The organism is Streptomyces sp. NPDC051561 (assembly GCF_044454195.1).
Taxonomy (GTDB): domain Bacteria; phylum Actinomycetota; class Actinomycetes; order Streptomycetales; family Streptomycetaceae; genus Streptomyces.
The window spans coordinates 25,809-51,897 of record NZ_JBITDM010000016.1 but is presented as its reverse complement, the minus strand read 5'-3'; the positions used below and the strand labels follow the sequence as shown (position 1 = coordinate 51,897).

Genomic DNA, 26,089 nt, shown 5'->3' with positions numbered 1-26,089 from the left:
GCGTGCCAAACCGCAAGACACTCGGTGCCAAAAATCAATGAACGATGATCGATCATTGCAGGTCAGGGGTGGTGTGCCCGGTTTGGGCCGCGGTGGGCACTCGGTGTCATCGTGGGTGGAAAACGCGGAACACCGCCGAGGAGCGGGCTCCTGGGCGGTGTCGGCGGCTCGTACCGCGGTGGCGTGTCAGCCCTTCGCGAGGGCCCGTTCGATGGTCTCCATGATGTCTTCCAGCGGGGCGTCCGTACGGGCCACCGTCACCAGCACCTCGCCGGTGACCGACGCCGTCGCGGCCTGGGCGCCGGAGGGCGCGTCAAGGGTCTCCGGCGTGCTGCGACCCGCGCCGATGCCCGAGCCGAAGGTACGCCGGACGATGGCGAAGGCGTGGTCGAGCTGGGCCTCCACATCGCCCTGGGCGCCGGCCCGCAGCCAGCGTCGCAGGACGTGGTTGTGGGCGGTGACGACCGCAGATGCGGCGACCTCCGCGAGCAGCGGGTCGTCGTTGCCGGGGTGGTGGTCGTGCTCGTCGAAGTGGCCCAGCAGATAGCGCGTGAAGAGGCGTTCGTAGCGGGCCACCGAGGCGATCTCGGCCTCGCGGAGGGTGGGCACCTCGCGGGTCAGCTTGTAGCGGGCCACCGAGACGGCGGGGGCCGCCGCGTACATCCGCATGACCTCCTTGATCCCCCGGCACACGGTGTCCAGCGGGTGCTCGTGCGCGGGCGCCGCGTTGAGCACCGCTTCGGCCCGGACCAGGGTGTCGTCGTGGTCCGGGAAGATCGCCTCTTCCTTGGAGCGGAAGTGGCGGAAGAAGGTGCGGCGGGCGACCCCGCCCGCCGCCGCGATCTCGTCGACCGTGGTCGCCTCGTACCCCTTGGTGGCGAAGAGTTCCATCGCCGCCGCCGACAGTTCGCGGCGCATCTTGAGGCGCTGCGCGGCCGCGCGGGTGCCCGCGGCACTTTCCTGGGTGTCGGGCACGGAGTTGTTACGAGGGGTCCTGGGGGCCTGGGGCATGCCCTGAACGTAACCCATCGGCACCGGGTGCCGTGCCGTCGGGGGCGGGTCGTCGGAGGGGCGCAGGAGGCCGCCCCAGGGGTCGGTGGGTGTGGGGCGGGGGCCGGTTCCGGGGGGCGACTCCCCGGAACGGTCGCTTCCGCGAGGTGCGGACCCTGGCTCGGCGCCGGCGGCCCGGCGGTGGGCCGGCATCGGCTGCGGAGCCGGCCCCGGCTGAGGCTGTGGGGCGTGGGGCGCGGCGGCACGGGAGGCGCTCCTTCTCCGGGGCGTGCGGCTCGGTGGCACCGGGGAGCTCCTTTCCGGGGCGGGGAATTCTGGCGTCCGGGGCGGCCATGGAGTTCGGCACCGACTGGGTCCGGCGGATCGGGGCGGGCCGAACCGGGGCGGGGGAGCGAGCTTCCGCGCCGCCGCAACCGGCTGCGCGGAAGAGCTGACCCGCCACCCGGTTCCGGGGGCGGCAGGCGTGCCCCCCCCGGACGGCTTCCTCAGCGGCGCGCGTACTCGCGGAAGCCCCGGCCGGTCTTGCGGCCCAGGCAGCCCGCCGCCACCAGGTGCTCCAGGAGAGGTGCGGGGGCCAGGCCCGGGTCGCGGAACTCGCGGTGCAGGACCTGCTCGATGGCGAGCGAGACATCCAGACCGACCACGTCGAGGAGCTCGAAGGGGCCCATCGGGTAGCCGCCGCCGAGCTTCATGGCGGCGTCGATGTCGTCGAGCGAGGCGTAGTGCTCCTGGACCATCTTGATCGCGTTGTTCAGGTACGGGAACAGGAGGGCGTTGACGATGAAGCCCGCCCGGTCGCCGCAGTCCACCGGGTGCTTGCGGATCTTCGTGGTGAGGTCGCGGACGGTGGCGTGGACGTCGTCGCCGGTGAGGACCGTGCGGACGATCTCGACCAGCTTCATCGCCGGGGCCGGGTTGAAGAAGTGCATCCCGATGACGTCCTGGGGGCGCGAGGTGGCGCGGGCGCAGGCGACGACGGGCAGCGAGGAGGTGGTGGTGGCGAGGATCGCGCCCTGCTTGCAGACCTTGTCGAAGGTGGCGAAGAGCTGCTGCTTGACCGCGAGGTCCTCGGCGACGGCCTCCAGGGCCAGGTCCACGTCGGCGAAGGCGTCGAGGGACCCGGCCGGGGTGATCCGGGCCAGGGTCTCCTCGCGTGCCTGAGCCGTCATCCGTCCCTTGTCGACGGAACGCGAAAGAGACTTGTGGATACGGGACTTGGCGGTGTCCGCCTTCTCCTGGCCACGGGCCGCGAGAACCACGTCGTAACCCGCCTTGGCGAAGACCTCCGCGATGCCGGACGCCATCGTTCCGGAGCCGGCCACGCCGACCCTGCGGATCTCGCGGCCGTCGGCCAGCGGGACCGCCTCCAGCGGGGTGAGGGCGTCGCGGACGACGGTGGCGCCGCCCGGGGCGTCGTACGTGTAGAAACCGCGTCCCGTCTTGCGGCCGGTCAGCCCGGCCTCGCTGAGCTGCTTGAGGATCGGGGCGGGGGCGTGCAGCCGGTCGTGCGACTCGCTGTACATCGCGTCCAGGACGGTGCGGGCGGTGTCGATGCCAATCAGGTCCAGCAGGGCGAGCGGGCCCATCGGGAGGCCGCAGCCCAACCGCATCGCGGCGTCGATGTCCTCGCGGGAGGCGTACTTGGCCTCGTACATCGCGGCGGCCTGGTTGAGGTAGCCGAAGAGCAGCCCGTCCGCGACGAAACCGGGGCGGTCGCCGACCGCGACCGGCTCCTTGCCCAGGTCGTGCGCCAGATCGGTGACGGCGGCGACGGCGGTCGGCGCGGTGAGGACCGAGGAGACGACCTCGACCAGCTTCATCGCCGGGGCCGGGTTGAAGAAGTGCATGCCCAGGACGCGTTCGGGGCGCGCCGAGTCGGCGGCCAGCCGGGTCACCGAGAGGGCGTTGGTGCCGGTGGCCAGGATGGTGTCCGCCCGGACGATGGAGTCCAGCTCGCGGAAGACCTGGTGCTTGGCCTCGTACGACTCGGGGACGACCTCGATCACCAGGTCGGCGTCGGCGGCCGCGGACAGCTCGGTGGAGGTGCGGAAGCGGGCCAGGATCTGGACGCGCTCAGCCTCGGTGATCCGCTCGCGCCGCACGGCGCGGGCGGTGGAGGCCTCCAGGGACACGATGGCCTGGTCGGCCGCCTGGATGCTCAGGTCGATGCCGATCACCGTGCGGCCGGCGCGTGCCAGCACCTCGGCGATGCCCGAGCCCATGGTGCCGAGGCCGACGACGGCGACGGTGGTCAGGGAGGAGAGAGGGGTGGTGGAGACAGGGGTGTCCATCACGGGACTCCAGAGAATGAGTGACGACTGAAGAGGGGCGTCTGTCCGTACGGACGGACCGCGCGGAGCACGGACACGGCCGGGCGGAGACGGAAGCACCGACGCGCGCGAGAGGCCGCGTGGGAGTGAGGTGTCGTACCTGAGCTGCGGCAGGGGCACAGAGGGTGCCCGGACCGCGGGGAAGAATCGGCGGGCCCTGTCCCAGGCCCTGCCGTACAGAATCACCGAACCGACATGCGACACCCGAGGCGGCTGCGTCACCAGGCCGCCAAGAGTCGATCTTTCAGTGGGTGTTGGCCCTGTGGTGGGGGCGACCCGCTCACTTGAGACTAACTGCCGAGTAACGAGCGCGCCAGCCCCCGTCGGCCGCCGCGGTATGTGATCTACGCCGCCCCGGCCCGTCCACCGGCCCGGCCCCCGCTGGCTACGCTGACGCCCATGGACGAGGAACTGCGGTCCCTGATCGACCGGCTGGCCGAGGAGGCCGGCGAGTCGGCGACGTACGAACGGCTGATCGCGAGCCAGGACATGGACGAACTCGCCGGTGTCCTCACCGAGCCCGGACAGCCGCTCTGGGCAAGGGAGATCGCCGCCTTCCGGCTCGGCTGCGGGGGTGACCGACGGGCCTTCGAGGCGCTGGTCCTGCTGCTCAACCACCGCGACTCGGAGCGCTGTGTCTCGGCGGCGTACGCGCTGGCCCGGCTGAACGATCCGCGTACCGCCCGCGCCGCCGCCGCCCTCGCCACCAACACCATGCGCACCGCCTACGCCCTGCACCCGGTGCGGCTGCTCACCGAACTGCGCGCCCCCGAATCCGTACCGGCGCTGATCACCACCCTGCGCGGGCTGCTCGCACCGAACGAGCCGCACTGGAGGGTGGCACTGGCGTGTGTGGAGGGGCTGGGGCAGCTCAGGGACGTCCGGGCGGCCGGAGTGCTGGAAGCAGCCCTGGGTCACCCGAAGTTGGGGGCCGCCGCCGCCGCTTCACTGAGCCGGGTCGTGCAGCGCACGTCGTAGAGGGTGACACCCGCCATCTCGAAGGGTTCCTCGACGTCCTCGGCGCGGAAGCCGGCCTTCCCGTAGAACCGCAGGGCGCGGACGTTGGACTTCAGCACCCAGGCGGCCATCGCACCGAATCCGGCGCCGCGCGCCTGCCCCAGACAGGCGGTCAGCAGGGCGCGGCCCGCCCCGGTGGAGATCCGGCCGGGATCCAGGTACAGGGTGTACAGCTCGGCGAGCGCAGGCTCCGCGACGGTCCCCGCCGTCCCGCGGTCCGGGCCCCAGCACGCCCAGCCGATGACCTCGCCCGCGCGCTCGGCGACCAGATTCACCACCTCGGGGCCCGCCCCGGTGAAGTGCTCCCGGCGCAGCTCGGTGTCCTGCTCGACGCTCAGGGCGTCGAGATACGACTGCGGCAGCAGGCCCGCGTACGCCGACTTCCAGCCGAGCACCCGCACGGCGGCGACGGCCGCACAGTCGTCCAGGGTCATCGGGCGCACGAGGGTGGCAGTGGCGGCGGGCGTGGTGGCGGCGCGGACCCCGGATGCTGAGCTCATGGTCCTCAGGCAACAGGTGCTGCCCGATGTGCCGCAACCCCAATTTTGGTGGCTTGCCCGCGAGGTGGTTGGGTGAGCGCGACCCTCCGAATGGCCCACCGGCCGCACCGGGGGACCCCACCCGAAACACCGAGTGCTGGAGGAAGAGGCATGGCGCAGGTAGAGGCCACGACCGAGCGGATCATCGCGGCGGATGCGGAGACGGTGTTCGACACGCTGGCCGACTACAGCGGCGCGCGTGGCAAGCTCCTCCCCGAGCACTTCAGCGAGTACGAAGTGCGCGAGGGCGGCGACGGCGAGGGCACCCTCGTCCACTGGAAGCTCCAGGCCACCAGCAAGCGGGTACGCGACTGCCTGCTGGAGGTCACCGAGCCGACCGACGGCCGGCTCGTCGAGAAGGACCGCAACTCGTCCATGGTGACCACCTGGACGGTCACCCCGGCCGGTGAAGGCTCCTCCAAGGCGGTCGTCACCTCGGTGTGGGACGGCGCGACCGGCATCGGCGGATTCTTCGAAAGGACCTTCGCCCCCAAGGGCCTCGGCCGGATCTACGACGAGGTGCTCGCCAACCTCGCCGCCGAGGTCGAGAAGTAACTCAGGTCGGTACCAAGGCCGTTACGGGCAGATCGTTCACTCACCGTTTCGAGTGGTCTTCCGTGTCGGCCGGTTGTACGCCGTAAGGGCTCCCACCGGCCCGAACACCACCCGCGTACGCCCCGCGCGTCAATCGTCGCGCTTGCTCCGCCTTGTCGCCGAATGCGACAAATGGGCGGCGCAGGCGTGACGAGAAGGCGCGACGAGGGGAGCGATCAGGTGGGCGGCATCACTCTGGTGAAGGACGGGCGGGACGCGGGGCGTCCGGTGCGGGCCTCCACCGGCACGGACGTCATCGAAACGCCGCAGGGGGCCGGGGGGCCACCTCCGCGCAGTCACCGTGAACCCGCCGCCCCCGCCGGGGAGTTCAGCCCCCGCCGGATCCGGCTGGTGTTCTGCGGACTGATGCTCGCGCTGCTGCTCGCCGCGCTGGAGCAGATGATCGTCGCCACCGCCCTGCCGAAGATCGTCGGTGATCTGCAGGGCCTGGACCGGATGTCCTGGGCGATCACCGCCTATCTGCTCACCTCCACCATCGGCCTGCCGATCTACGGAAAGCTCGGCGACCTCTTCGGCCGCAAGGGCGTCTTCCTCTTCGCCATCGTGGTCTTCATCGTCGGCTCGGCGCTGGCCGGGTGGTCGCGGACGATGGACCAGCTGATCGCCTTCCGGGCGCTCCAGGGCGCGGGCGCCGGCGGTCTCATGATCGGTGTGCAGGCGATCATCGCGGACATCGTGCCGCCCAGGCAGCGCGGCCGGTTCATGGGGCTGATCGGCGCGGCCTTCGGACTCGCCTCGGTGGCGGGGCCGCTGCTCGGCGGGTTCTTCACCGACCACGCGTCCTGGCGCTGGTGCTTCTACATCAATGTGCCGTTCGGGCTGATCACGCTCGCCGTCGTCGCCGTCGTACTGAAGTTGCCCAAGCCAACTGTCCGCCCGCGGCTGGACATCATGGGCGGTGTACTGCTCGCCGCCGCCTCAACCTGCTTGGTGCTGCTGACCAGTTGGGGCGGCACGGAGTACGAGTGGGACTCCCGGGTGATCCTGGGGCTGGCCGCGGGCGCGGCCGGAACGTCCCTGCTGTTCCTGGTGGTGGAGCACCACGCGGCCGAACCGATCATCCCGCTGCGGTTGTTCCGCGACTCGGTCTTCAACATCACCGGACTGGTCGGGGCCGTCGTCGGCATCGCACTCTTCGGCGCCGCCAGCTACCTCCCCACCTTCCTCCAGATGGTCGACGGGGCCTCCGCCACCGAATCCGGGCTGCTGATGCTGCCGATGATGGGCGGCGTCGTCATCGCCTCGATCGTCTCCGGACAGCTGATCAGCAAGACCGGTCACTACCGGATCTATCCGGTCATCGGCAGTGCGCTCTCCGCACTCGGCATGTGGCTGCTCTCCCGGCTGGAACGCGGCACCTCGCAGCTCGACTACAGCCTCTGGATGGCGGTGCTCGGTGTCGGCATCGGGCTGATCATGCCGGTGCTCGTGCTGGCCGTGCAGAACTCCGTACGCCCCGGTGACCTCGGCACAGCCACCAGCGCCAACAACTACTTCCGGCAGATGGGCGGCTCCATCGGCGCCGCCATCTTCGGCACCCTCTTCGCGGGCCGCCTGGTCGACGCCCTCGCCGAGTCGCTGCCCTCGGGCGTCGATCTGCCGGACCCCTCCTCCCTCACCCCGCAACTGGTGCACGCGATGCCGCCGGCGCTGCGCGACGCCTACATCGACGCGTACGCCGTGGCGATGCCGCGGATCTTCCTCTACCTCGTGCCGGTGCTCGTGCTCGGCCTGCTCATCGCCTGCTTCCTCAAGGAGAAACCGCTGGTGTCCCACAACGCGCCCGTCGAAGCCGAGCCCGCAGAGGTCTACCTCGGCGAGCCCTACACCGCCGTCGTCCCACCCGCCCGCACCTCGCTCGGCGGCGTCGCGGTCTGCGGCACCGTCCAGCACCACGACGGCTCCACCGTGCCGCGCGCCGCACTCACCCTGATCGACATCGGCGGGCGCCAGGTCGGACGGGGTGCGAGTGGCGACGACGGCAGGTACGCGCTGAGCGTGGCCGGGCCCGGCAGTTACGTCCTGATCGCGGCGGCCGGCGGACACCAGCCGCAAGCCGTCACGGTCACCGTCGGCGAACGCCCCGTCGAGCTGGACGTGGTCCTCGGCGGAGCGGGACGGCTCGCCGGGACGGTGCGGACCGCCGACGGCACCCCGGTGCGGGACGCGGCCGTCACCCTCACCGACGTGCGCGGCGAGGTCGTCGCCTCCACCCGCAGCGGGCGGGAGGGGAGTTACGTCATCTCGGAGCTGGTCGCCGGTGAGTACACCCTCGCCGCCAGCGCCCCCGCGTTCCGGCCCGCCGCCCTCCCGGTGAGCGTGCAGTCCTCCCGCGAGGCCAGGCAGGACATCGAGCTGGCCGGCGGTGCGGTGCTCCGCGGCACGGTACGGGCCAACGGCGGCCGTCCCGTCGAGGACGCCAGGGTCACCCTGCTGGACGCGGCGGGCAACGTGGTCGACACCATGACCACCGGCTCCGACGGCACCTTCCGCTTCGTCGACCTCTCCTCCGGCGAGTACACCGTGATCGCCGCCGGATACCCGCCGGTGGCCACCGTCCTCCAGGTGGCCGGCGGCGGACGCACCGAGCGCGATCTCCAGCTCGGCCACGAGGACTGAGGGCCTGCGTCCACACCCCGGCCGGCCGCAGGGGCGGCGCGGGGCGCACACGGACGACAGCGGGGGCCGTTCCGGGAGATCCGGGGCGGCCCCCGCCGCTTCGAACGGGCTGTGAAGAAAAGGGCGTTGCCGCAGATCGGAAATCGACAATTGTCAACCCCAGCGCGCACGGCGCGCGCGCGGCGTGCACGCAGACCACCGCAGCCCGGACAGCCGACAAAGATGCATGTCGACACCTTGTGGTGAGCCCTCCGGGGCGGGGACGGTAGAGCGATCTTCAGAACCTGTGTCTCCACCCGATGCCCCGCGACACCCCCGGAGCTGCGCATGAGCGTGACGACTCGGTACAAGAACGCCTGGGAAGCCTTCTGGCAGGAGGCGCCCGACCGGACGGGTGCGGTCCTCTGGGACGCGGAACCCGCTCTCACCGCGGGCGTCCATCTCGCCCTCTTCGAACCGCACATGACCGAGCACGCACTGCCCGTCGTGGACCTCGGCTGCGGCAACGGCACCCAGACCCGCTACCTCGCCGACCGCTTCGGGCAGGTGACCGGCATGGACCTGGCCCCCGCCGCGATCGCCAGAGCGCGCAGGTGCGACCCGGACGGGCAGGTGCGGTTCCTGGTCGCCGACGCGACCGAACCGCTCGACGTGCACCGGCTGCGCCAGGACCTGGACGGCCGGGACGCGCAGGTGTACCTGCGCGGCGTACTGCACCAGGCCGAACCCGCCGACCGGGCGGCCCTCGCGCGGGCCGTGGCCGAGCTGGTGGGGGAGGAGGGCCGGGCCTTCGTGGTGGAGCCCGCGGAGGCGGCCGGGCACCTGCTGCGCGCACTGGCCGAGCACCCCGAGGGCCCGCCGCGCAAACTCCGCCCGCTCCTCGCGCACGGCATCGCCACCAACGGCCTCCCCGAGACCCAGGCACCGGAACTCTTCCGGGCGGCCGGCCTCAGGGTCCTGGCCGCCGGTGACCTGCCGCTGACCACCACCGAGTACCTGCCCGACGGCACCCGCATCGAACTTCCCGCGCGCTGGCTGGTGGTGGGGCGGCCGCGGTGAGCCGGTGAGCGACGGCTCACGGGCCGGGCCGCGGCACGGGGGGTGCGGCCCGGCCCGCGCGCGCGGACGGCTTGCGCACCAAGCGGACGGCTCCCGCTCCGAGCGAACTGCTTCCGCACCACGTCGTGGAGCCGGTATCCGGACACAGGCTCTAGGGTGATCGCCACATCTGTGCAGTGAGTGTCCTGTGGGAGCAGAGAGGTGGCGGGCCGTGAAGATCCTCATCAGTGCGGACATGGAGGGCGCCACCGGCGTGACCTGGCCCGCCGACGTCCTGCCCGGCACCCCGCAATGGGAGCGCTGCCGGGCCATGTTCACCTCCGACGTCCAGGCGGCCGTGCTCGGCTTCTTCGACGGCGGCGCGGACGAGGTCCTCATCAACGAGGCCCACTGGACCATGCGCAACCTCTTCCTGGAGCGCCTCGACGAGCGCGCCCAGATGCTGACCGGACGGCACAAGTCGCTCAGCATGGTCGAGGGAGTCCAGCACGGTGACGTCGACGGCATCGCCTTCGTCGGCTACCACACGGGCGCGGGCACCGAGGGCGTCCTCGCCCACACCTATCTCGCCAACTCCCTCACCGGGGTCTGGCTCAACGGTGTGCGGGCGAGCGAGGGGCTGCTCAACGCGCATGTGGTCGCCGAGTACGGAGTCCCGGTGGTCCTGGTCACCGGTGACGACCTGACCTGCGCGGACGCCCAGGGGTACGCCCCGGACGCCCGCAAGGTCGCGGTCAAGGACCACGTCTCGCGGTACGCGGCCGTGTGCCGCACTCCGGCCCGTACGGCGGCCGACATCCGGGCCGCCGCGAAGGAGGCCACCGCGCTGGCCGTGCGGCACGAGCCGGTGCGCGGGGAGGCGTTCACCGTCGAGATGGAGTTCGACGCGACGCACCTCTCGGACGTCGCGACCGTGGTGCCCGGAGTGACCCGAACCGGTGAACGGCGGGTCGCTTACACCAGTCCCACGATGTATGAGGGCATTCGTACCTTCAAGGCGGTCACCACGATCGTCTCGTCCGCTGTGGAGGAGCAGTATGGCTGAGAGTGGTGCAGTAGAAGAGTGCGCGGGCGCACGGTCCGATGCCATCGACGGCCTCGCGCTGGACGAGGTGGTGGCCTTCACCTCCGACCTGATCCGCATCGACACCACCAACCGTGGCGGCGGCGACTGCTTCGAGCGCCCCGCCGCCGAGTACGTCGCCGAACGGCTCGCCGCGACCGGTCTCGAAGTGCACCTGCTGGAGCGGACCGAGGGACGTACCAATGTCGTCGCCCGGCTCGCCGGAACCGACCCCGGTGCCGATGCGCTGCTGGTCCACGGCCATCTCGACGTGGTCCCCGCCGAGCCCGCCGACTGGTCCGTGCACCCCTTCTCGGGTGAGGTCAGGGACGGGGTGGTGTGGGGGCGCGGCGCCGTCGACATGAAGAACATGGACGCGATGGTCCTTTCCGTCGTACGGGCCTGGGCGCGCGCGGGAGTGCGGCCGCGCCGGGACATCGTGATCGCCTACACCGCCGACGAGGAGGCCAGTGCGATCGACGGCTCCGGCTTCCTGACCGCCGAGCACGCCGACCTCTTCGAGGGCTGCACCGAGGGCATCAGCGAGTCCGGCGCTTACACCTTCCACGCCGGACCGGGCATGGAGATCTACCCGATCGCGGCGGGTGAGCGCGGTACCGGCTGGCTCAAGCTCACCGGGCGCGGCACCGCGGGCCACGGCTCCAAGGTCAACAAGGGCAACGCGGTCAGCCGCCTCGCCGCCGCCGTCGCCCGGATCGGCGACCACGAGTGGCCGGTACGGCTCACCCCCACCGTCCGCGCCTGCCTCCGCGAACTGGCCGCCCTGCACGACCTGGACACCCCCGACCCGAACTCGCCCGACTACGACGTGGACGCCGTCCTCAACAAGCTCGGACCGGCCGCCGCCCTCGCCGAGGCAACCGTACGAAACAGTGCGAACCCGACCATGCTGGACGCCGGGTACAAGGTCAACGTCATCCCGGGCAGTGCGACCGCGCATATCGACGGAAGGTTTCTGCCCGGCGGTGAGGACGAGTTCCGGACCACCATGGACAAGCTCACGGGGGAGTACGTCGACTGGGAGTTCCACCACCGGGAGGTCGCGCTCCAGGCGCCGGTGGACTCACCGACGTATCGTCAACTCGCTGACTCCGTAAGACAGTTCGCACCGGAGGGGCATGTGGTGCCGTACTGCATGTCGGGCGGTACGGACGCCAAGCAGTTCTCCCGCCTCGGCATCACCGGCTACGGCTTCTCGCCGCTGAAGCTCCCCGAGGGCTTCGACTATCAGGCACTCTTCCACGGGGTCGACGAACGAGTCCCGGTCGAAGCTCTGCACTTCGGGGTGCGCGTCCTGGACCATTGCCTTCGCAGAGCCTGAAATGAGCAGGGCCTGAAATGAGCAGGGCCTGAAATTGGCAGCCCGACGAGAGCCAGTGGCGAGAGCTGGCAGGGGGAGTAGCAGCATGGTGCCCACCGGGCCGTACGGAAGCTGGCCGTCGCCGATCGACGCCTCGTTGGCGGCCTCGCACGACGGGGCCCCGCAGTTCGTCCAGATGGTCGGCGACGAGGTGTGGTGGACCTCGCCGCGCCCCGAGGAGGCGGGCCGGCGGGCGCTGTTGCGGCTGCGGGCGGACGGCGACGGCGCTCTCGTGGAGGAGTCCGTGCTGCCCGCTCCGTGGGACCTGCGCAGCCGGGTCATGGAGTACGGCGGCCGGCCCTGGTCCGGGGCCGAGCGGGAGGCCGGTGGGCCGCTCGTCGTCTTCGTGAACTTCGCCGACCAGCGGCTCTACGCGTACGAGCCCGACGCACCCGGTGCCGAGCCGCGCCCCCTGACCCCTGTCTCGGCGGTGGGCGGCGGGCTGCGCTGGGTCGATCCGGTGCTGCACGGCGGCGAGGTGTGGTGTGTGCTGGAGGAGTTCACCGGGGAGGCACCCACCGATGTGCGCCGGGTGATCGCCGCCGTACCGCTGGACGGGTCCGCCGCCCAGGACCGTTCCGTCGTCACCGAGCTCTCCGACGGGCTCCATCGCTTCGTCAGCGGGCCCCGGATCTCCCCCGACGGGCGTCAGGTGGCCTGGATCGGGTGGGACCACCCCAGGATGCCGTGGGACGGCACCGAGGTGCTTGTCGCCGAAATCCCTTACGGGGGAGGCCGGTTCACCGGAGTGAGGACTGTCGCGGGCGGGCCGGAGGAGTCCGTCTGCCAGGTCGAGTGGGACCGGGACGGCACGCTGCTGTTCGCCTCCGACCGGGGCGGCTGGTGGGAGCTGTACCGGCTGCGGCGCAACGGGACACCCCCTTTCATGGACAAGAGGGTGAGCGGGGCCATGTGCATGGGGCGCGAGGAGGAGTTCGGCGGGCCGCTGTGGCAGATCGGGGCGCGCTGGTTCCAGCCGCTGGACAGCGGCCTGATCGCGGTGGTGCACGGCAGGGGTGCCAACGCGCTCGGCATACTCGACCCCGAGACCGGTGAACTCGTCGACGCGGCGGGCCCCTGGACCCAGTGGTCCGCCACCCTCGCCGTGCACGGTGACCGGGTGGTGACGGTGGCGGCCAGCCCGCGCAGCGGAGCCGAGATCGTCGAGCTGTCCACCGCCACCGGCCGCGCCCGCGTCATCGCCGCCCCGCACGACGACCCGGTCGACCCGGCGTACTACCCCGAACCCCAGATCCGCACCTTCACCGGCCCCGACGGCCGCGACATCCACGCCTACATCTACCCGCCGCACCACCCCGAACGGATCGCGCCCGCCGCCGAGTTGCCGCCGTACGTCGTCTGGGCGCACGGCGGGCCCACCAGTCACGCACCCCTCGTCCTCGACCTGGAGATCGCCTACTTCACCTCGCGCGGGATCGGCGTCGCCGAGGTCAACTACGGCGGCTCCACCGGGTTCGGGCGCGAGTACCGCAACCGGCTGCGCGGACAGTGGGGCGTCGTCGACGTCGAGGACTGCGCGGCCGTGGCGCTGGCGCTGGCCGACGAGGGCACGGCCGACCGGCGCAGGCTCGCCATCCGGGGCGGCAGCGCGGGCGGGTTCACCACCGCGGCCTCGCTCGCCGGTACCGAGGTGTACGCCTGCGGCACCATCAAGTACCCCGTCCTGGACCTGCTTTCGTGGGCCGAAGGAGAGACCCACGACTTTGAGTCCCAGTATCTGGAGTCGCTGGTCGGACCGCTCGCCGGCTGCGCCGAGATCTACACGGCCCGCTCGCCCGGCGAGCACGCGGACCGGATCACCGCGCCGTTTCTGCTGCTCCAGGGGCTGGACGACCCGATCTGTCCGCCGGTGCAGGCCGAACGGTTCCTGTCTCAGATGGCGGGACGCGGCATACCGCATGCGTACATCGCCTTCGAGGGCGAGGGGCACGGCTTCCGCAGGGCGGACACCATGGTCAGGTGCCTGGAGGCAGAACTCTCCCTGTACGCGCAGGCGTTCGGCATCAGCCGGAGTGACGTACCCCGACTGGAGCTCAACAAGTGACGTCTGCCGCACGGCCCCTGGGGGAGCTCTCCCGTCCTTCCCGGCTGCGGCCCGGAGCGCGGGTCTCGATCGTCGCGCCGAGCGGGCCCGTGCCGGAGGACCGGCTGGAGGAGGGGCTCGGCATTCTGCGCGGGTGGGGTCTTGAGCCGGTGGTGATGCCCCATGTGCGGGACAGACACCCGCGGTTCCCGTACCTCGCGGGCGATGACATGGCTCGCGCCCGCGATCTGACCGAGGCGTGGTGCGACCCGTCGACCGACGCCGTGCTGTGCGCGCGGGGCGGGTACGGGGTGCAGCGGATGGTTGACCTGGCCGACTGGGGGGCGATGCGCGGGGCCACGGCTCGCCGGGGGCGGCCCAAGGCGTTTGTCGGATACAGCGACATCACGGCGCTGCACGAGGCGTTCGCGGTACGGATGGGGGTGGCCACCCTGCACGGGCCGATGACGGCCACGCTGACCTTCCTCAAGGACGCGGCCACCCAGGAGTCGCTGCGGGCCACGCTCTTCGAGCCGGAGACGGTACGGGTGCTGGGGCTGCCGTCCGCCCGTCCCCTGGTCCCGGGCCGGGCGCACGGGGTCACTCTCGGCGGCTGCGTCTCGCTGCTCGCCGCCGACCTGGGGACGCCGGGGGCCCGGCCCTCGGCGCGGGGCGGGCTGCTGGTCATCGAGGACATCGGGGAGGAGGCGTACCGGCTCGACCGGATCCTGACCCAGCTTCTGCGGTCCGGGTGGCTGGACGGGGTGGCGGGCATCGCGCTCGGTTCGTGGGTCGACTGCGGGGTGTACGAGACGGAGATCCGCCCCCTCTTCCAGGACCGGCTGGGCGGGCTGGGGGTGCCGGTGGTGGAGGAGCTGGGCTTCGGTCATGGCGCGACGGCGCTGACGGTGCCGCTGGGGGTGCCGGGGGTGCTTGACGCGGGGGCGGGGACGTTGACGGTGGAGGGGCCGGCGTTGGTCTGACGGGGGTGGGCGTGGGCCGGCGCGGGCAAGGGGGGCTGGGTCGATGCGGCGAGGACGGGCGGCCCCGCCGCCGAGGCGGGCGAGCAGGAGCTGTGGTGGTGGGGGCCTTCACGAAGTCTTCAAAGGGGACTTCTGTCGTGTCCGTTGACTCCGGTATGGCCTGTGTCACAGCATGAACGCCGCCCCGTACCTACCAGTCGGTAGGGCCGTGCTCCTCAGTGTGGAGGCCCGCATGCCCCGTCCTCGTCGTACCGTGCCCAGATCCACCCGGGCCCTCGCACTCGCGGCCGGCGCCGCCGTCGCCGTACCGCTGGCGCTGACGGGGCCCGCCGCCCAGGCGCAGCCCCGCGCGGCGGGCGAATTCACCGTCACCGCGCTGAAGTTCACCCTCAGGGCGGGCGACCGCACCTGCACCGTCGACGCGGACCTCTACCGGCCCGCCGGGGTCGACGCCGCGCACCCCGCGCCCGCCGTCCTCACCACCAACGGGTTCGGCGGCAGCAAGGCCGACGGCTCCACAGCGGGCGCCGCGAAGGCGTTCGCCGAACGCGGCTACGTCGCGCTGTCGTACTCGGGCCTCGGCTTCGGCAAGTCCGGCTGCACCATCTCCCTCAACGACCCCGCCATCGACGGCCAGGCCGCCTCGGGACTGATCGACTTCCTCGGCGGGAGCCGGGCCGCCGACGACGGGACCAAGGCCGACTTCGTCGTCCGGGACGGCGAGGGCGACCCGCGCCTGGGCATGATCGGCGGCTCCTACGGCGGATCCATCCAGCTCGCGACGGCCTCGCGCGACCGCCGCCTGGACGCGCTGGTCCCGCTCATCACCTGGAACGACCTCGCGTACTCCCTGGACCCGAACAACGTCCAGGGCGCCCCGCAGGTACCCGGCGCCTACAAGTACCAGTGGACCACCGGATTCCTGCTGATGGGCGAGGCGCAGGGCCTCCTCAACCCGGGCATCGACCCCTCCCGGATCGGTGGCGCCGGCTGTCTGCACTTCATCGCGGAGGCATGCCGCACCACCCGGCTGCTCGCCTCCGGGAGCTACCCGGCGGACCGCACGCCCGGGATGCTCCAGTACGCCAGGAGCGTGTCCCCGGCGTCGTACCTCCCCCAGGTCAAGACCCCGACGCTGCTGATCCAGGGCCAGGCGGACACCCTCTTCAACCTCAACGAGGCGCAGCAGACGTACGAGACGCTCAAGGCGCAGGGCACCACCACCAAGATGATCTGGCAGTCCTGGGGGCACAGCGGCGGGCTGAGCGACCCGGCGTCAGGCGAGCTGAACATGGGGGAGGGGAACCTGGAGACGAGTTACGTCGGGAAGCGGATCCTGGCGTGGTTCGACCGCTATCTGAAGCGGCAGACCTCCACCGACACCGGACCCGCCTTCGCCTACTACCGGGGATGGGCACCGGAGAGCGGCTACGGGACGGCCGACGCCCCGCCCGCGCTCTCGCAGAAGCTGTACCTCTCCGGCGACGGCAAGCTCGTCGACAACCGGTCGAAGGTGGCGCGCGGATCGCGCTCGTACAGCAACTGGCTCATCCCGACGAGCCACTCCGAGTCCTCCCTGGCCGGGCTGATCGGACTGCCCGACGGCAAGCCGCGCGACACCGCGGGGACCTATCTCGGCTGGTCGACGCAGCCGCTCAGCGGCCCGGTGGACGTGGTCGGCGCACCCAAGGTCACCCTCAAGGTGGTCTCGCCCAAGGCCGAGCGGGTGCAGCACTCCGGGGACGCCGCCGACAAGCTCGTGCTCTTCGCGAAGCTGTACGACGTCGCGCCGGACGGCACCAAGACGCTGGTGCAGCGGCTGGTCTCGCCGGTACGGGTGCCGGACGCGACCCGCGCCTTCGAGGTGAAGCTGCCGGGCATCGTGCACCGCTACCGGGCGGGCCACCGGCTGGAGTTCGTGGTCGCGGCCAGCGACGACGCGTACTACGGCAACCGGGGCGTCAAACCGGTGACGATCACCGCGGCGCCGCAGGACACGGGGGTCCTGGAGCTGCCCGTGGTGAAGGGAACGCTGGGCTGAGACCCGCCGCCCACCTCACGCCGCGTCACCCGTACGGGCCCGCCCAACGCCCCTCCACGCCCGGAGTCTGCCCATCCTGGGAGCTACCGTGCCGGGCGCGCCGGGGCGGTCCTGAACCAGGAGGCGCAAGTGAGACGGAAGCGTGCGGCGATGGCGGCGGCGGGAGCGGTGCTGGCCCTGACGGTGACCTCGGCCGGGGTGGCGACGGCGGCGGTAACGCCGGCCGCCGCCCCGGGGACGGTCCGGGCGGCGGTGATGGACCAGCCCGACCCGCTGCCCAACTTCGTCGGACGGAACCTCTTCCGCGTCTACTCCACGGTCAGCGCCGAGACCGCCCTCGACATCCGCGACCTGAGCGGAGACCACCGCAAGGTGCTGTGGCCGCCCAACTGGAAGGTGTGCACCCAGTCCCCGAAGGCGGGTACCAAGCTGAACGGCGGCACGCTGAGGCTGGGCGTGGTCAAGACCGGCGAGAAGTGCCCCTGACCGAGGGCCCGACGAGGTGTCCCCGACCGAGGGGGCCGACGGAGTGTCCCTGACACAGGGATCCGACGAGGGGCCCCTGGCCGAGGGGCCCGGCGGCTGCGACGTAACCTGGCCGGATGTCCGAATCTGCGATCACCCCCACCCGATACGTCACCGAGGGGCCGCGGGTGGGCATCCGGCCGTTCCGTCTCGACGACGCCGAGGAGTTCGCCGCGCGGGCCCGCGAGAGCCGTGAACTGCACCGGCCGTGGCTCGCGCCGCCGGACGAGCCCGAGGCGTACCGCGAGTACGCGCGCAGGCTCATCGACGATCCGGCCCGCGCGGGCTTTCTGCTCTGCACCCGCGACGACCACCGCATCGCGGGCTTCATCAACATCAACAACATCGTCGAGGCGGCCTTCCAGTGCGGCGCCCTGGGCTACGGCGCGTTCGCCCACGCGGCAGGCCGTGGCCTGATGGCCGAGGGCCTCGGCCTCGTCCTGCGCCACGCCTTCGGCCGCCTCGGCCTGCACCGGCTGGAGGCCAACATCCAGCCCGGCAACGAGGCCTCCCTCGCGCTGGTCCGCCGCGCCCACTTCCGTTACGAGGGCTACTCGCCCGACTTCCTGCACATCGACGGCGCCTGGCGCGACCACGAACGCTGGGCGATCACGGCACCGGAACTGCGCCCCCAAAAGCCTTTGCCCGAGGGGTAGCCGGCAGACCAGGCTGGCGGCCATGACCGCCCACCTCACACGCCTCAACCCGGCCACCCTGCACCCGACTCCCGGCTACCACCACATCACCGTCGTCGAAGCGGGCCGCACCGCCCATCTCGCCGGACAGTGCCCGCTCGACGTGCACGGCGACCTGGTCGGCCCCGGCGACGTACTCGCCCAGGCCGACCGGATCGCCGTCAACGCGACCACCGCCCTCGCGGCGGTCGACGCCCGCCCCGAGGACGTCATCCGCTCCGTGATCTACGTCGTCGCCGACGGCACCACTGCCCTCGGCGAGGTCTGGCAACGGCTCCTGGCCTCGGAGCTGGCCCCCGCCTTCACCTCCGCGAGCACCCTCCTGGGCGTCGCTCAACTGGGGTTCGCCGGGCAGCTGATCGAGATTGACCTCACCGCCGCCCTTTCCGGCTGATCTCCATGGTGTCCAAGCCGGTCGCCCGGAGGGCCCCGGGTGACGCGTCTTTGCATATTTCTGACCGGTGGAACCCCTGGTCAGGCCGGTACCCGGCGTGTTCGGATGGATACCGAAGAAGGGCGTCGTCCGCTGCGCCCGGAGCTTCCCGGACCCCAGTGAGGTTGTTTTGGCCACGACCGTGCGACGTGCCGTACTGACCCTGCCCGCCGCCCCGTTGGGCCCGGAGAACCCACTGCCGGGGCTGCGCACCCTGGACCAGGTGCACGTGCTGGACGAGAGGTCGAAGCAGGGGATGCCGCGGGACATGGTCCGCCAGCTGGGGCATGCGCCGCTGCGCACACTGCTGCCGGTGCGGACCCTGGACGGGTACGGACGCGAGCGTACGGAGACCGGTCTGGACACGATCGTGATCGAGAACGACCGGCTGCGGGTGACCGTCCTGCCCGGACTCGGCGGCCGGATCCACTCCCTGCACCACAAGAGCACCGGCCGCGAACTGGTCTACCGGAATCCGGTGTTCCAGCCCGCGGACTTCGCGCTCAACGGCGCCTGGTTCTCCGGCGGCATCGAGTGGAACATAGGCGCCACCGGCCACACCACCCTCACCTGTGCCCCAGTGCACGCGGCCGTCGTCCCCGCACCCGACGGGGGTGAGATGGTCCGGCTCTGGGAGTGGGAGCGGCTGCGCGACCTGCCCTTCCAGGTGGACCTCTGGCTGCCTGCCGACTCCGACTTCCTGTACGTCGGCGTACGGATCCGCAATCCGCACGAGCGCACCGTGCCCACCTACTGGTGGTCCAACACCGCCGTCGAGGAGACCGCACGCACCCGCGTCATTGCCCCCGCCGACGAGGCCTGGCACTTCGGCTACGCGCACACCCTCAACCGGGTCCCCTCCCCCCGCTCCGAGGGCGTCGACCGCAGCTACCCGGCCCACGGCGCACACCCCGCCGACTACTTCTACGAGGTGCCCGGGGAATCCCGGAAGTGGATCGCGGCCCTCGACGCGGCCGGGCAGGGCCTCGTCCAGACCTCCACCGACCGGCTGCGCGGCCGCAAGCTGTTCCTCTGGGGATCGGGGCAGGGCGGACGCCGCTGGCAGGAGTGGCTGACCGAACCGGGCACCCCGGGATACACCGAGATCCAGGCCGGCCTCGCCAGGACCCAACTGGAGCACGTCCCCCTCGAACCCGGCGCGGACTTCAGCTGGTTGGAGGCGTACGGACCCCTCGCCGCCGACCCGGACACGGTCCACGGGGACGACTGGACGGCAGCCCGCGCCGCCACCGAGCGCGCCCTTGAGGACGCACTGCCGCGCGCCGGCGTCGACGCCGCGTACACCGCCTGGCTCGCGCACGCCGACCTGGAGCCGTCCGAACCCCTGGCCACCGGCTCCGGCTGGGGCGCCCTGGAAGTGCTGCGCGCCGGACACAAGCTCCCCGGCACTCCCTTCCCCGAGTCCAACCTCACCGAACTCCAGGAGCCCTGGCTGGAGTTGCTCCGCACCGGCACCTTCCCCTACCCCCGCAAGGTCACCCCGCCGGGCCCCACCCTGGTCGCCCCGCACTGGCGCGACATGCTGGAGACCGCCCCCGCCGAACCCCTCACCGAGTACCATCTCGGCGTCGCCCAGTGGCACGCGGGCGACCTCGCCCAAGCGGTCCGCAGCTGGGAACGAGGCCTCCAACTCGCCCCCTCCCGATGGCCGTTGCTCCGCTGCCTCGCCCTCGCCGACTGCGAGGCGGGCCACCCGGAACGGGCCGCCGACCTCTACGCCGAGGCCTTCGCCGACCTCTGCGAGGAACGCCGCGAGGGCGACACCTGGACCGCCGCCACCGCCGCCCTCGGCCGCGAAGCCATCGCCTCCCTGCTCGCGGCGGGCCGCCCCGCCCAGGCCCGCACCGTCTGGGAAGGCCTGCGCCCCGCCACCCGCCGCACCGGCCGCTTCCGCCTGATCGAGGCGACCCTGCTGGTCGCCGAGGGCGACCGGCAGGCCGCTCGCGCCCTCTTCGACGAGGGCTTCGAAGTGGCCGACCTGCGCGAAGGAGCGACGGTACTCAGCGACATATGGGCGGAGCTGACGGACGAACCGGTGCCGGAGGCCTACGACTTCCGGGGGCCGCAACAGGCGTAGCGCCGGACTCCGGAACTCCGCCGCCGGTGCGGTGGACCCGCAAGTGGGTTCCAGACGCTGCCCGGCCTGCGAGGCCTGGGTGCCGGTGGACCCGCTCCACGTCGACTGGTGCGCCGCCTGCGGCTGGAACGTGGACCCCGGCGACGGGCAGCAGGACGAGCCCGCACCCGGCCGGGTCGAGGCACTGCGCCGCAGGCTCGCGCACGAGTACGGCGAGGAGCTCTTCCGGGAGCCACTGCCCGACGTCGACTCCCGGGCCAGGCCCCCGCGTGGCCGGGAGGCCGTCCTCGCACTGCTGATCGCCACCACGGTGCACGCCGTCACGCTCGCCATGGTGGTGGGCGGGCTGCTGCTGGTGGTGCTCGGCTGGAGCACCGTGGTGCAGCCCCTCGTCGGCGCGGTGGTGCTGACGGTCGCGTATGTGCTGCGTCCCCGGGTGGCCCGGCTGCCCAAGGAGGTTCCGCTGCTCCGCCGCGCGGACGCACTCAGGCTGTTCGCGCTCGTCGACGAGGTCGCGGAGGTCGTCGGCACCCGCGGCGTGGACGTGGTGGTGGTCGACGCCCGCGCCAACGCCAGTGTGACCACCTACGGCTTCAGGCAGCGCAGAATGCGAGGAACTCGCACCGGCCCGCGTCGAATGGCAGCGACGGGTTGTACGGGGCTACTGGAGGGCGGCCGGGACGATGTCTACTGCGCGCCGCCCCGGTCCACGTACTCGAAGACCGAGCCGTCCGGGTGCAGGGCGATCAGGTTGCGGCCGACCGGGGTGGCGACCGGGCCCGCGATGATCTGGGCGCCGGCCGCGGTGAGGGTGATGTGGGCCTGTTCCACGTCCGTCACGGCGACGGTCGCCGCCACCTTGCGCAGCAGGTCGATCTCCTCGGGCGGTCCCGACATCACCAGGAAGCAGCCGACGGCGGCCACCGACACCCCACCGCGTTCGAAGCGCTGGGCACGGCTGCTGGTGATGCGCTCGTAGAAGGCGGCAGTGCGTTCCAGTGCGTCGGTGTCGTCGACGTAGATGCGCAGGGTGGTTCCCAGGATGTCCATGGGGGCGAGGGTAGTTGGGGAGGGCTGGGGGCGTGATCGATTCGGGGGGAAACCGGTTGCGGATCGCGCGCTCTCGGGCGAGGCGGCCCGGGGGTGCGGTAGCCCCGGGGTGCGGCAGCCCCCGGGGTGCGGCAGCTCTCAGGCGCGGCAGAGGATTTCGCCGTGCGGGACCATGAACCAGGCGTCCTCGCGGGTGCCCCAGTCGCGCCACGACTCGGCGATCTCCTTGAGCTGTGCGGGAGTTGCGTGGCCGCCGTCGACGGCGAGGGTGGCGTAGGAGGAGGCGGTCGTACGGTCCGCCCAGAGGCCGCTCCACCAGGCGCGCTCGCCCTCGGCGGCGTAGCACCAGCTCGCGGCGGAGGAGGTTACGTCGGTGAAGCCGGCCCGCTGGGCCCAGGAGCGCAGTCGGCGGCCCGCGTCCGGCTCGCCGCCGGCGGCGCGGGCGACCCGTTCGTACAGGTCCAACCACGTTCCCAGGACCGGGAGTTCGGGATACCAGGCCATCGCCGCGTAGTCGGCGTCACGGGCCGCGACGATTCCGCCGGGGCGGCACACGCGGCGCATTTCGCGCAGGGCGGTGACGGGGTCGCCGACGTGCTGGAGCACCTGATGGGCATGGACCACGTCGAAGGAGTCGTCGGGGAAGTTGAGGGCGTGGACGTCGGCGGTGGTGAAGTCGGTGTTGTCCAGGCCGTGTTCTGACGCGGTGGCGCGGGCCTGGTCGAGGATGCCGGGCGCGGCGTCGACGCCGGTGACCCGGCCTTCCGGGCCGACCAGCCGGGCCAGGTCGGCAGTGATGGTGCCGGGGCCGCAGCCGACGTCCAGGACGTGGGCGCCGGGGTTCAGATGGGGGAGCAGGTACGCGGCGGAGTTCTCGGCGGTGCGCCAGGTGTGGGAGCGCAGTACGGACTCGTGGTGGCCGTGGGTGTAGACGGCGGTCTCTTTCGGCATGGTGGTACCCCGTTCACGCGTGGTGGGCGCTGACTGCGTTCACCGTACGCCCGCGTGTTACATCGTGAGATACGCGTCTTGAAATGTGGACGTGAGGGTTGCGGGGCAAGGGGCTGGCAAGGGCTGGTGCGTAGTGGAACGGCTGACGGGTATGCGGAGCGCATGGGTACGAACATGGATACGAACTTGGGAAAGGGTGCGGGCGCGGCACCGAAGCTGAACCCCTCGCAGGAGATCACCCGGGCGGTGCGCGAGGCCGTCGCCGAGGAACTCCGGGAGCGGATGAAGGAGCAGCGCCGGCCCGCCCGGTTGTACGCGGGCGCGGGTGCGGCGGGGCTGTACGGCGGCGCGGCGCTGGTGACGGGTGTGGTGCTGGCCCTGGGGCTGGTGCTCCCGATGTGGGCGTCCGCGCTGATCGTGGCGGCGGCGCTGCTGATCGCGGCGGTGATGCTGCGGCAGGCGGCCAGGCCCGGCCGGCCCGGTGTGGGTGCGGGCATGGGCGTGGGTGCAGGTGCGGGTCTGGGTGAGGACTCGGGCGCGGGGCGTGTGAAGGTGGCTCCCGGTGTCGAACCGGGGGCCGCGGCAGAGGGGCCGGCCGCGGTGCCGGGGGCTCCGCCGGTGCCGGTGAGTGCGCCCGAGGTGGGCCGCAAGTAGGTGACGCCGGGCGCCGCACGGTGCGCGGGGGCGGTCCGCCTCGGTGAGCGGGTGCGGCGGGCTGGGGTGCGGTGCGGGTGGGAGCTTCACGAGTAGGACAGGATCCGGCCGGGTCGCGTGCCACTGTGGTGGCGGGCGGCGTCTGCCCGCCGGAGACGACAGGAGCGGAACACCACCATGACGGTTCTCGACACCCGGGCCCTCAACCGCGCGACCCTCGCCCGCCAGTTGCTGCTCGACCGGGCCGACCTGTCCGCCCTCGACGCGGTGAGGCATCTGGGCGGGCTTCAGGCGCAGGAGCCGCAGGAACCGTTCGCCGGGCTCTTCTCACGGCTGCGCGACTTCGACCCGGCCGAGCTGTCGGAGCTGGTGAGCGGACGGCAGGTGGTGCGGACGCATCTCATGCGGCGCACCGTCCACCTGGTCACCGGCGAGGACGCCCTCGCCTGGCGGTCGCGGCACGACGCCATGCTGCGGCAGAAGGTCTTCGGGGTCTATCGCAGCGAGTTGGCGGACGTCGATCCGGCGGAGCTGGCCGAGGCGGGGCGTGCGGTGATGGCCGACGGGGAGCCGCGGACGATGACGGAGCTGGTGAAGGAGGTTGGCGGGCGCTGGCCCGACGTGGGGGTGAGGCCGCTCGGGGAACTGCTGGTGGCGGGCGTGCTGTCGACGGTGCAGCTGCCGCCGCGCGGGCTGTGGCGGCAGAAGGCGGGAGTGCGCAACCTGCTGCTCGCCACCTGGCTGGGGCGGGAGGCCGACCCGCTGCCGGACGACCCGTCCGACCCCGTCGGGCAGGTCCTCGTACGCCGCTACCTGGCCGCCTACGGCCCCGCCGCCTCCGCCGACCTGCGCGCCTGGTCGGGTGTGGCCGGGCTGCCGGCCGCGGTGGCCGCCGTACGCGAGGAGCTGGTGTCGTTCCGGGACGAGCGGGGGCGGGTGCTGCTCGATCTGCCGGACGCTCCGCGACCGGATGCCGATACGCCTGCCCCGGTGCGGTTCCTGCCCGCGTTCGACAACGCGATCCTCGGTTACCACGACCGCAGCCGGATCATCGACGACGCGCACAAGGGGCTGTCGGTGAAGGGGGAGCGGGTGGTGCTGGTCGACGGGCGGGTCCGCGCGACCTGGACCGTCGACGCCGGAGCGGTGGTCGTCTCACCACTGAGCAAGCTGAGCGGGGAGGACCGAAAAGCGGTCGCCGACGAAGGGTCCGCGATGGCATCGTTCCTGTCGGATCGGGAATGCGACGCGGTGCGCGTGCGCGACGATCTCTAGACCCCCGTCCCCACCCCGGGAAGTCGGTGCCATGAGCAAACGCACGATGAGTTTCGGTCTGTACGCCGACGAGGACGGCCTCGCTTGGGTCGAGGGGGTCGTCCGCGGGGCCGTGCTGCCGCGCAGCGCCCGGATCGTGCGCCTGTACGTCACCGACACCTTCCGCGGCAGCGGGATGTCGGCGGCCGAGGGGTACGACCTGCTCGCGGAGCAGTGGGCCATCGAGAACCCGGGGCAGGACAGCGGTGCACGCCAATCGGTGGAGCTGCGGCTGGAGTTGGACTGCTCGCTGAAGAACTGGCGGTCGGTCCGCAACGCGGTGATCCGCGGCCTCTGCCCCGAAGGCATGGCCGCCCACACCTGCCGCGTGCCCTGGATGGCCTGAGACGCCCCTCCGGTGGGGACCCCGCACCTCTCGCCAGGTCACGACCTCTCACCCGGTCACGCCACCCGGTAGGGCTCCGCCTCCTCGTGACGGAACGTCAGGCCGTGCCCCGGTGCACCCGAGTCGACCCGCAGCGCGCCACCCGTCGGATCCAGTGCCCCGTCGAAGAACATCGACTCCACCCGTACATGGTCGTGGAACCACTCCACATGCCGCAGATTGGGCACCGCCGCCGCGAGATGCGCGTGGGCGTGCGGGGCGCCGTGGGTGGAGATCTCCAGGCCGTGCGCCTGGGCGAGCGCCGCCGCCCGCAGAAAGTCCGTCGCACCCCCGCACCGGGTCGCGTCCAGCACCAGGCAGTCGACCGAGCCCGCCGTCACCATCCGGGCGAAGGGCGCCAGGCCACCGCCGTGCGCGCCCGCCGCGACATCGGACACCACCGCGTCCCTGACCAGCCGCAGCCCCGCCAGGTCGTCCGGCGGGACCGGTTCCTCGAACCAGCCCACCCCGTACTCGGCGAGCGGCGCACCGATCCGCACCGCCTGCTTGCGGGTGTACGCCCCACTGGCATCGACGTACAACTCCGCCTGGCTGCCTATCACTTCGCGGGCGAGACGGGTCCGGTCCAGGTCGCGGACGGCCGCCCTGCCCCGGGCTTCGCCGATCTGGATCTTGACCCGGTCGATGCCCTGCCCGTGCACCCAGCCCGCGAGCTGGGAGGCCAGATGGGTGTCGTGGTACGTGGTGAAACCGCCGCTGCCGTACACCGGCACCGCCTCCCTGGCCGCGCCGAGCAGCCGGGCGAGGGGCAGGCCGAGGAGCCGGGCCTTGAGGTCCCAGAGGGCGAGGTCCACCGCCGAGATGGCCGCCGAGGTGAGCCCCGGCCGGCCGAGGTCACGTACCGCGGAGCACATCACCTCGTGCGCCGCCGGGATGTCCAGGACGTCCAGGCCCAGGAGCAGCGGGCAGAAGTCCTGGGTGATCAGGGTGGCGACCGCGGTGGGCGCGTACGTCCAGCCGGTGCCGTACACGGTGTCCGCCGCCCGCGCCTCGACCACCACCACCCAGGTGGCCTCCCAGGTGAGGGTGCCGTCCGCCTCCGGGGCGTCGGTCGGCACCGAGAAGCAGGTCACTTCGAGCTGTTGGAGGGGGAGCCGGGCGCCTTCACGGGCGGACGGGGAGCCGTTCGCGGTGTCCACGGTCGCGGTCCCGTCAGGCGTTCCGCCGCCGCAGTACGACGGACCTGAGGCGGGCGGCCAGGTAGCAGAGCCGGGTGCGCGGGGTCGGGCGCCAGGCGGGGGACGGGTGGTGGACGACCTGC

General features: G+C 72.1%; 22 protein-coding genes. 16 read left to right on the top strand and 6 right to left on the bottom strand.

What is annotated here, in order from left to right; all coding sequences use genetic code 11:
- Positions 1–186 precede the first annotated feature (186 nt).
- Positions 187–1,011: a TetR family transcriptional regulator gene (locus tag ACIA73_RS29040; RefSeq protein ID WP_399441760.1), complete on the bottom strand. Its 825-nt coding sequence runs from the start codon at positions 1,009–1,011 to the stop codon at positions 187–189.
- 485 nt (positions 1,012–1,496) lie between these two features.
- On the bottom strand, positions 1,497–3,302 hold the full coding sequence (locus tag ACIA73_RS29035) for a 3-hydroxyacyl-CoA dehydrogenase family protein (protein ID WP_399441759.1): 1,806 nt from the start codon (positions 3,300–3,302) through the stop codon (positions 1,497–1,499).
- 438 nt (positions 3,303–3,740) lie between these two features.
- Between ACIA73_RS29035 and ACIA73_RS29030 the strand changes: the two genes are divergently transcribed.
- A complete protein-coding gene (locus tag ACIA73_RS29030) occupies positions 3,741–4,319 on the top strand; it encodes an adenylosuccinate lyase (protein WP_399441758.1) in 579 nt (192 codons plus the stop codon).
- On the opposite strand, the gene ACIA73_RS29025 is transcribed toward ACIA73_RS29030, so the two are convergent.
- Complete coding sequence (locus ACIA73_RS29025) at positions 4,256–4,858, bottom strand: GNAT family N-acetyltransferase (protein WP_399441757.1); 603 nt, start codon at positions 4,856–4,858, stop codon at positions 4,256–4,258. The two genes, ACIA73_RS29030 and ACIA73_RS29025, sit on opposite strands and share 64 nt — an antisense overlap.
- A 150-nt stretch (positions 4,859–5,008) precedes the next feature.
- Between ACIA73_RS29025 and ACIA73_RS29020 the strand changes: the two genes are divergently transcribed.
- The 12 genes from ACIA73_RS29020 to ACIA73_RS28965 all read left to right on the top strand — a co-directional run bounded on the left by ACIA73_RS29020 (position 5,009) and on the right by ACIA73_RS28965 (position 20,453).
- Entirely contained in the window at positions 5,009–5,452 is a 444-nt protein-coding gene (locus ACIA73_RS29020; protein WP_399441756.1) for an SRPBCC family protein, read from the top strand.
- Between the two features lie 219 nt (positions 5,453–5,671).
- On the top strand, positions 5,672–8,131 hold the full coding sequence (locus ACIA73_RS29015) for an MFS transporter (RefSeq protein ID WP_399441755.1): 2,460 nt from the start codon (positions 5,672–5,674) through the stop codon (positions 8,129–8,131).
- Positions 8,132–8,458: 327 nt separating this feature from the next.
- Positions 8,459–9,190, top strand: coding sequence for a class I SAM-dependent methyltransferase (locus tag ACIA73_RS29010; protein ID WP_399441754.1), 732 nt, complete (start codon positions 8,459–8,461; stop codon positions 9,188–9,190).
- Between the two features lie 211 nt (positions 9,191–9,401).
- Positions 9,402–10,235, top strand: coding sequence for a M55 family metallopeptidase (locus ACIA73_RS29005; protein ID WP_399441753.1), 834 nt, complete (start codon positions 9,402–9,404; stop codon positions 10,233–10,235).
- The gene (locus ACIA73_RS29000) at positions 10,228–11,595 is read left to right on the top strand and encodes a M20/M25/M40 family metallo-hydrolase (RefSeq protein WP_399441751.1); all 1,368 of its coding nucleotides are present in this window, start codon (positions 10,228–10,230) and stop codon (positions 11,593–11,595) included. The genes ACIA73_RS29005 and ACIA73_RS29000 overlap by 8 nt, the downstream gene beginning before the upstream one ends.
- 85 nt (positions 11,596–11,680) lie before the next feature.
- Entirely contained in the window at positions 11,681–13,699 is a 2,019-nt protein-coding gene (locus ACIA73_RS28995; RefSeq protein ID WP_399441750.1) for a prolyl oligopeptidase family serine peptidase, read from the top strand.
- On the top strand, positions 13,696–14,661 hold the full coding sequence (locus tag ACIA73_RS28990) for an LD-carboxypeptidase (RefSeq protein ID WP_399441749.1): 966 nt from the start codon (positions 13,696–13,698) through the stop codon (positions 14,659–14,661). Before ACIA73_RS28995 ends, ACIA73_RS28990 begins: the two co-directional genes overlap by 4 nt.
- 232 nt (positions 14,662–14,893) lie before the next feature.
- Positions 14,894–16,702, top strand: a complete 1,809-nt coding sequence (locus ACIA73_RS28985) for a CocE/NonD family hydrolase (RefSeq protein WP_399441748.1) — start codon at positions 14,894–14,896, stop codon at positions 16,700–16,702.
- A gap of 129 nt (positions 16,703–16,831) precedes the next feature.
- Positions 16,832–17,188, top strand: coding sequence for a hypothetical protein (locus ACIA73_RS28980; protein ID WP_399441747.1), 357 nt, complete (start codon positions 16,832–16,834; stop codon positions 17,186–17,188).
- A gap of 116 nt (positions 17,189–17,304) precedes the next feature.
- Positions 17,305–17,883: a GNAT family N-acetyltransferase gene (locus tag ACIA73_RS28975; RefSeq protein ID WP_399441746.1), complete on the top strand. Its 579-nt coding sequence runs from the start codon at positions 17,305–17,307 to the stop codon at positions 17,881–17,883.
- A gap of 22 nt (positions 17,884–17,905) precedes the next feature.
- Positions 17,906–18,316, top strand: coding sequence for a RidA family protein (locus ACIA73_RS28970; protein WP_399441745.1), 411 nt, complete (start codon positions 17,906–17,908; stop codon positions 18,314–18,316).
- Positions 18,317–18,485: 169 nt separating this feature from the next.
- Positions 18,486–20,453 (top strand): DUF5107 domain-containing protein, encoded by a 1,968-nt coding sequence (locus ACIA73_RS28965; protein ID WP_399441743.1) that lies wholly within the window; start codon positions 18,486–18,488, stop codon positions 20,451–20,453.
- A gap of 687 nt (positions 20,454–21,140) precedes the next feature.
- On the opposite strand, the gene ACIA73_RS28960 is transcribed toward ACIA73_RS28965, so the two are convergent.
- Complete coding sequence (locus ACIA73_RS28960; protein WP_399441742.1) at positions 21,141–21,503, bottom strand: VOC family protein; 363 nt, start codon at positions 21,501–21,503, stop codon at positions 21,141–21,143.
- A 138-nt stretch (positions 21,504–21,641) separates the two neighbouring features.
- A complete protein-coding gene (locus tag ACIA73_RS28955; protein ID WP_399441741.1) occupies positions 21,642–22,454 on the bottom strand; it encodes a methyltransferase domain-containing protein in 813 nt (270 codons plus the stop codon).
- Between the two features lie 174 nt (positions 22,455–22,628).
- Between ACIA73_RS28955 and ACIA73_RS28950 the strand changes: the two genes are divergently transcribed.
- The 3 genes from ACIA73_RS28950 to ACIA73_RS28940 all read left to right on the top strand — a co-directional run bounded on the left by ACIA73_RS28950 (position 22,629) and on the right by ACIA73_RS28940 (position 24,768).
- On the top strand, positions 22,629–23,108 hold the full coding sequence (locus ACIA73_RS28950; RefSeq protein ID WP_399441740.1) for a phage holin family protein: 480 nt from the start codon (positions 22,629–22,631) through the stop codon (positions 23,106–23,108).
- A 177-nt stretch (positions 23,109–23,285) separates the two neighbouring features.
- Positions 23,286–24,383 carry a winged helix DNA-binding domain-containing protein gene (locus ACIA73_RS28945; RefSeq protein WP_399441739.1) on the top strand — a complete coding sequence of 366 codons (1,098 nt, stop codon included), beginning with the start codon at positions 23,286–23,288 and terminating at the stop codon, positions 24,381–24,383.
- Between the two features lie 31 nt (positions 24,384–24,414).
- Positions 24,415–24,768 (top strand): hypothetical protein, encoded by a 354-nt coding sequence (locus ACIA73_RS28940; protein WP_399441738.1) that lies wholly within the window; start codon positions 24,415–24,417, stop codon positions 24,766–24,768.
- A 56-nt stretch (positions 24,769–24,824) separates the two neighbouring features.
- On the opposite strand, the gene ACIA73_RS28935 is transcribed toward ACIA73_RS28940, so the two are convergent.
- Positions 24,825–25,967 carry an enolase C-terminal domain-like protein gene (locus tag ACIA73_RS28935; protein ID WP_399441737.1) on the bottom strand — a complete coding sequence of 381 codons (1,143 nt, stop codon included), beginning with the start codon at positions 25,965–25,967 and terminating at the stop codon, positions 24,825–24,827.
- Between the last annotated feature and the right edge of the window lie 122 nt (positions 25,968–26,089).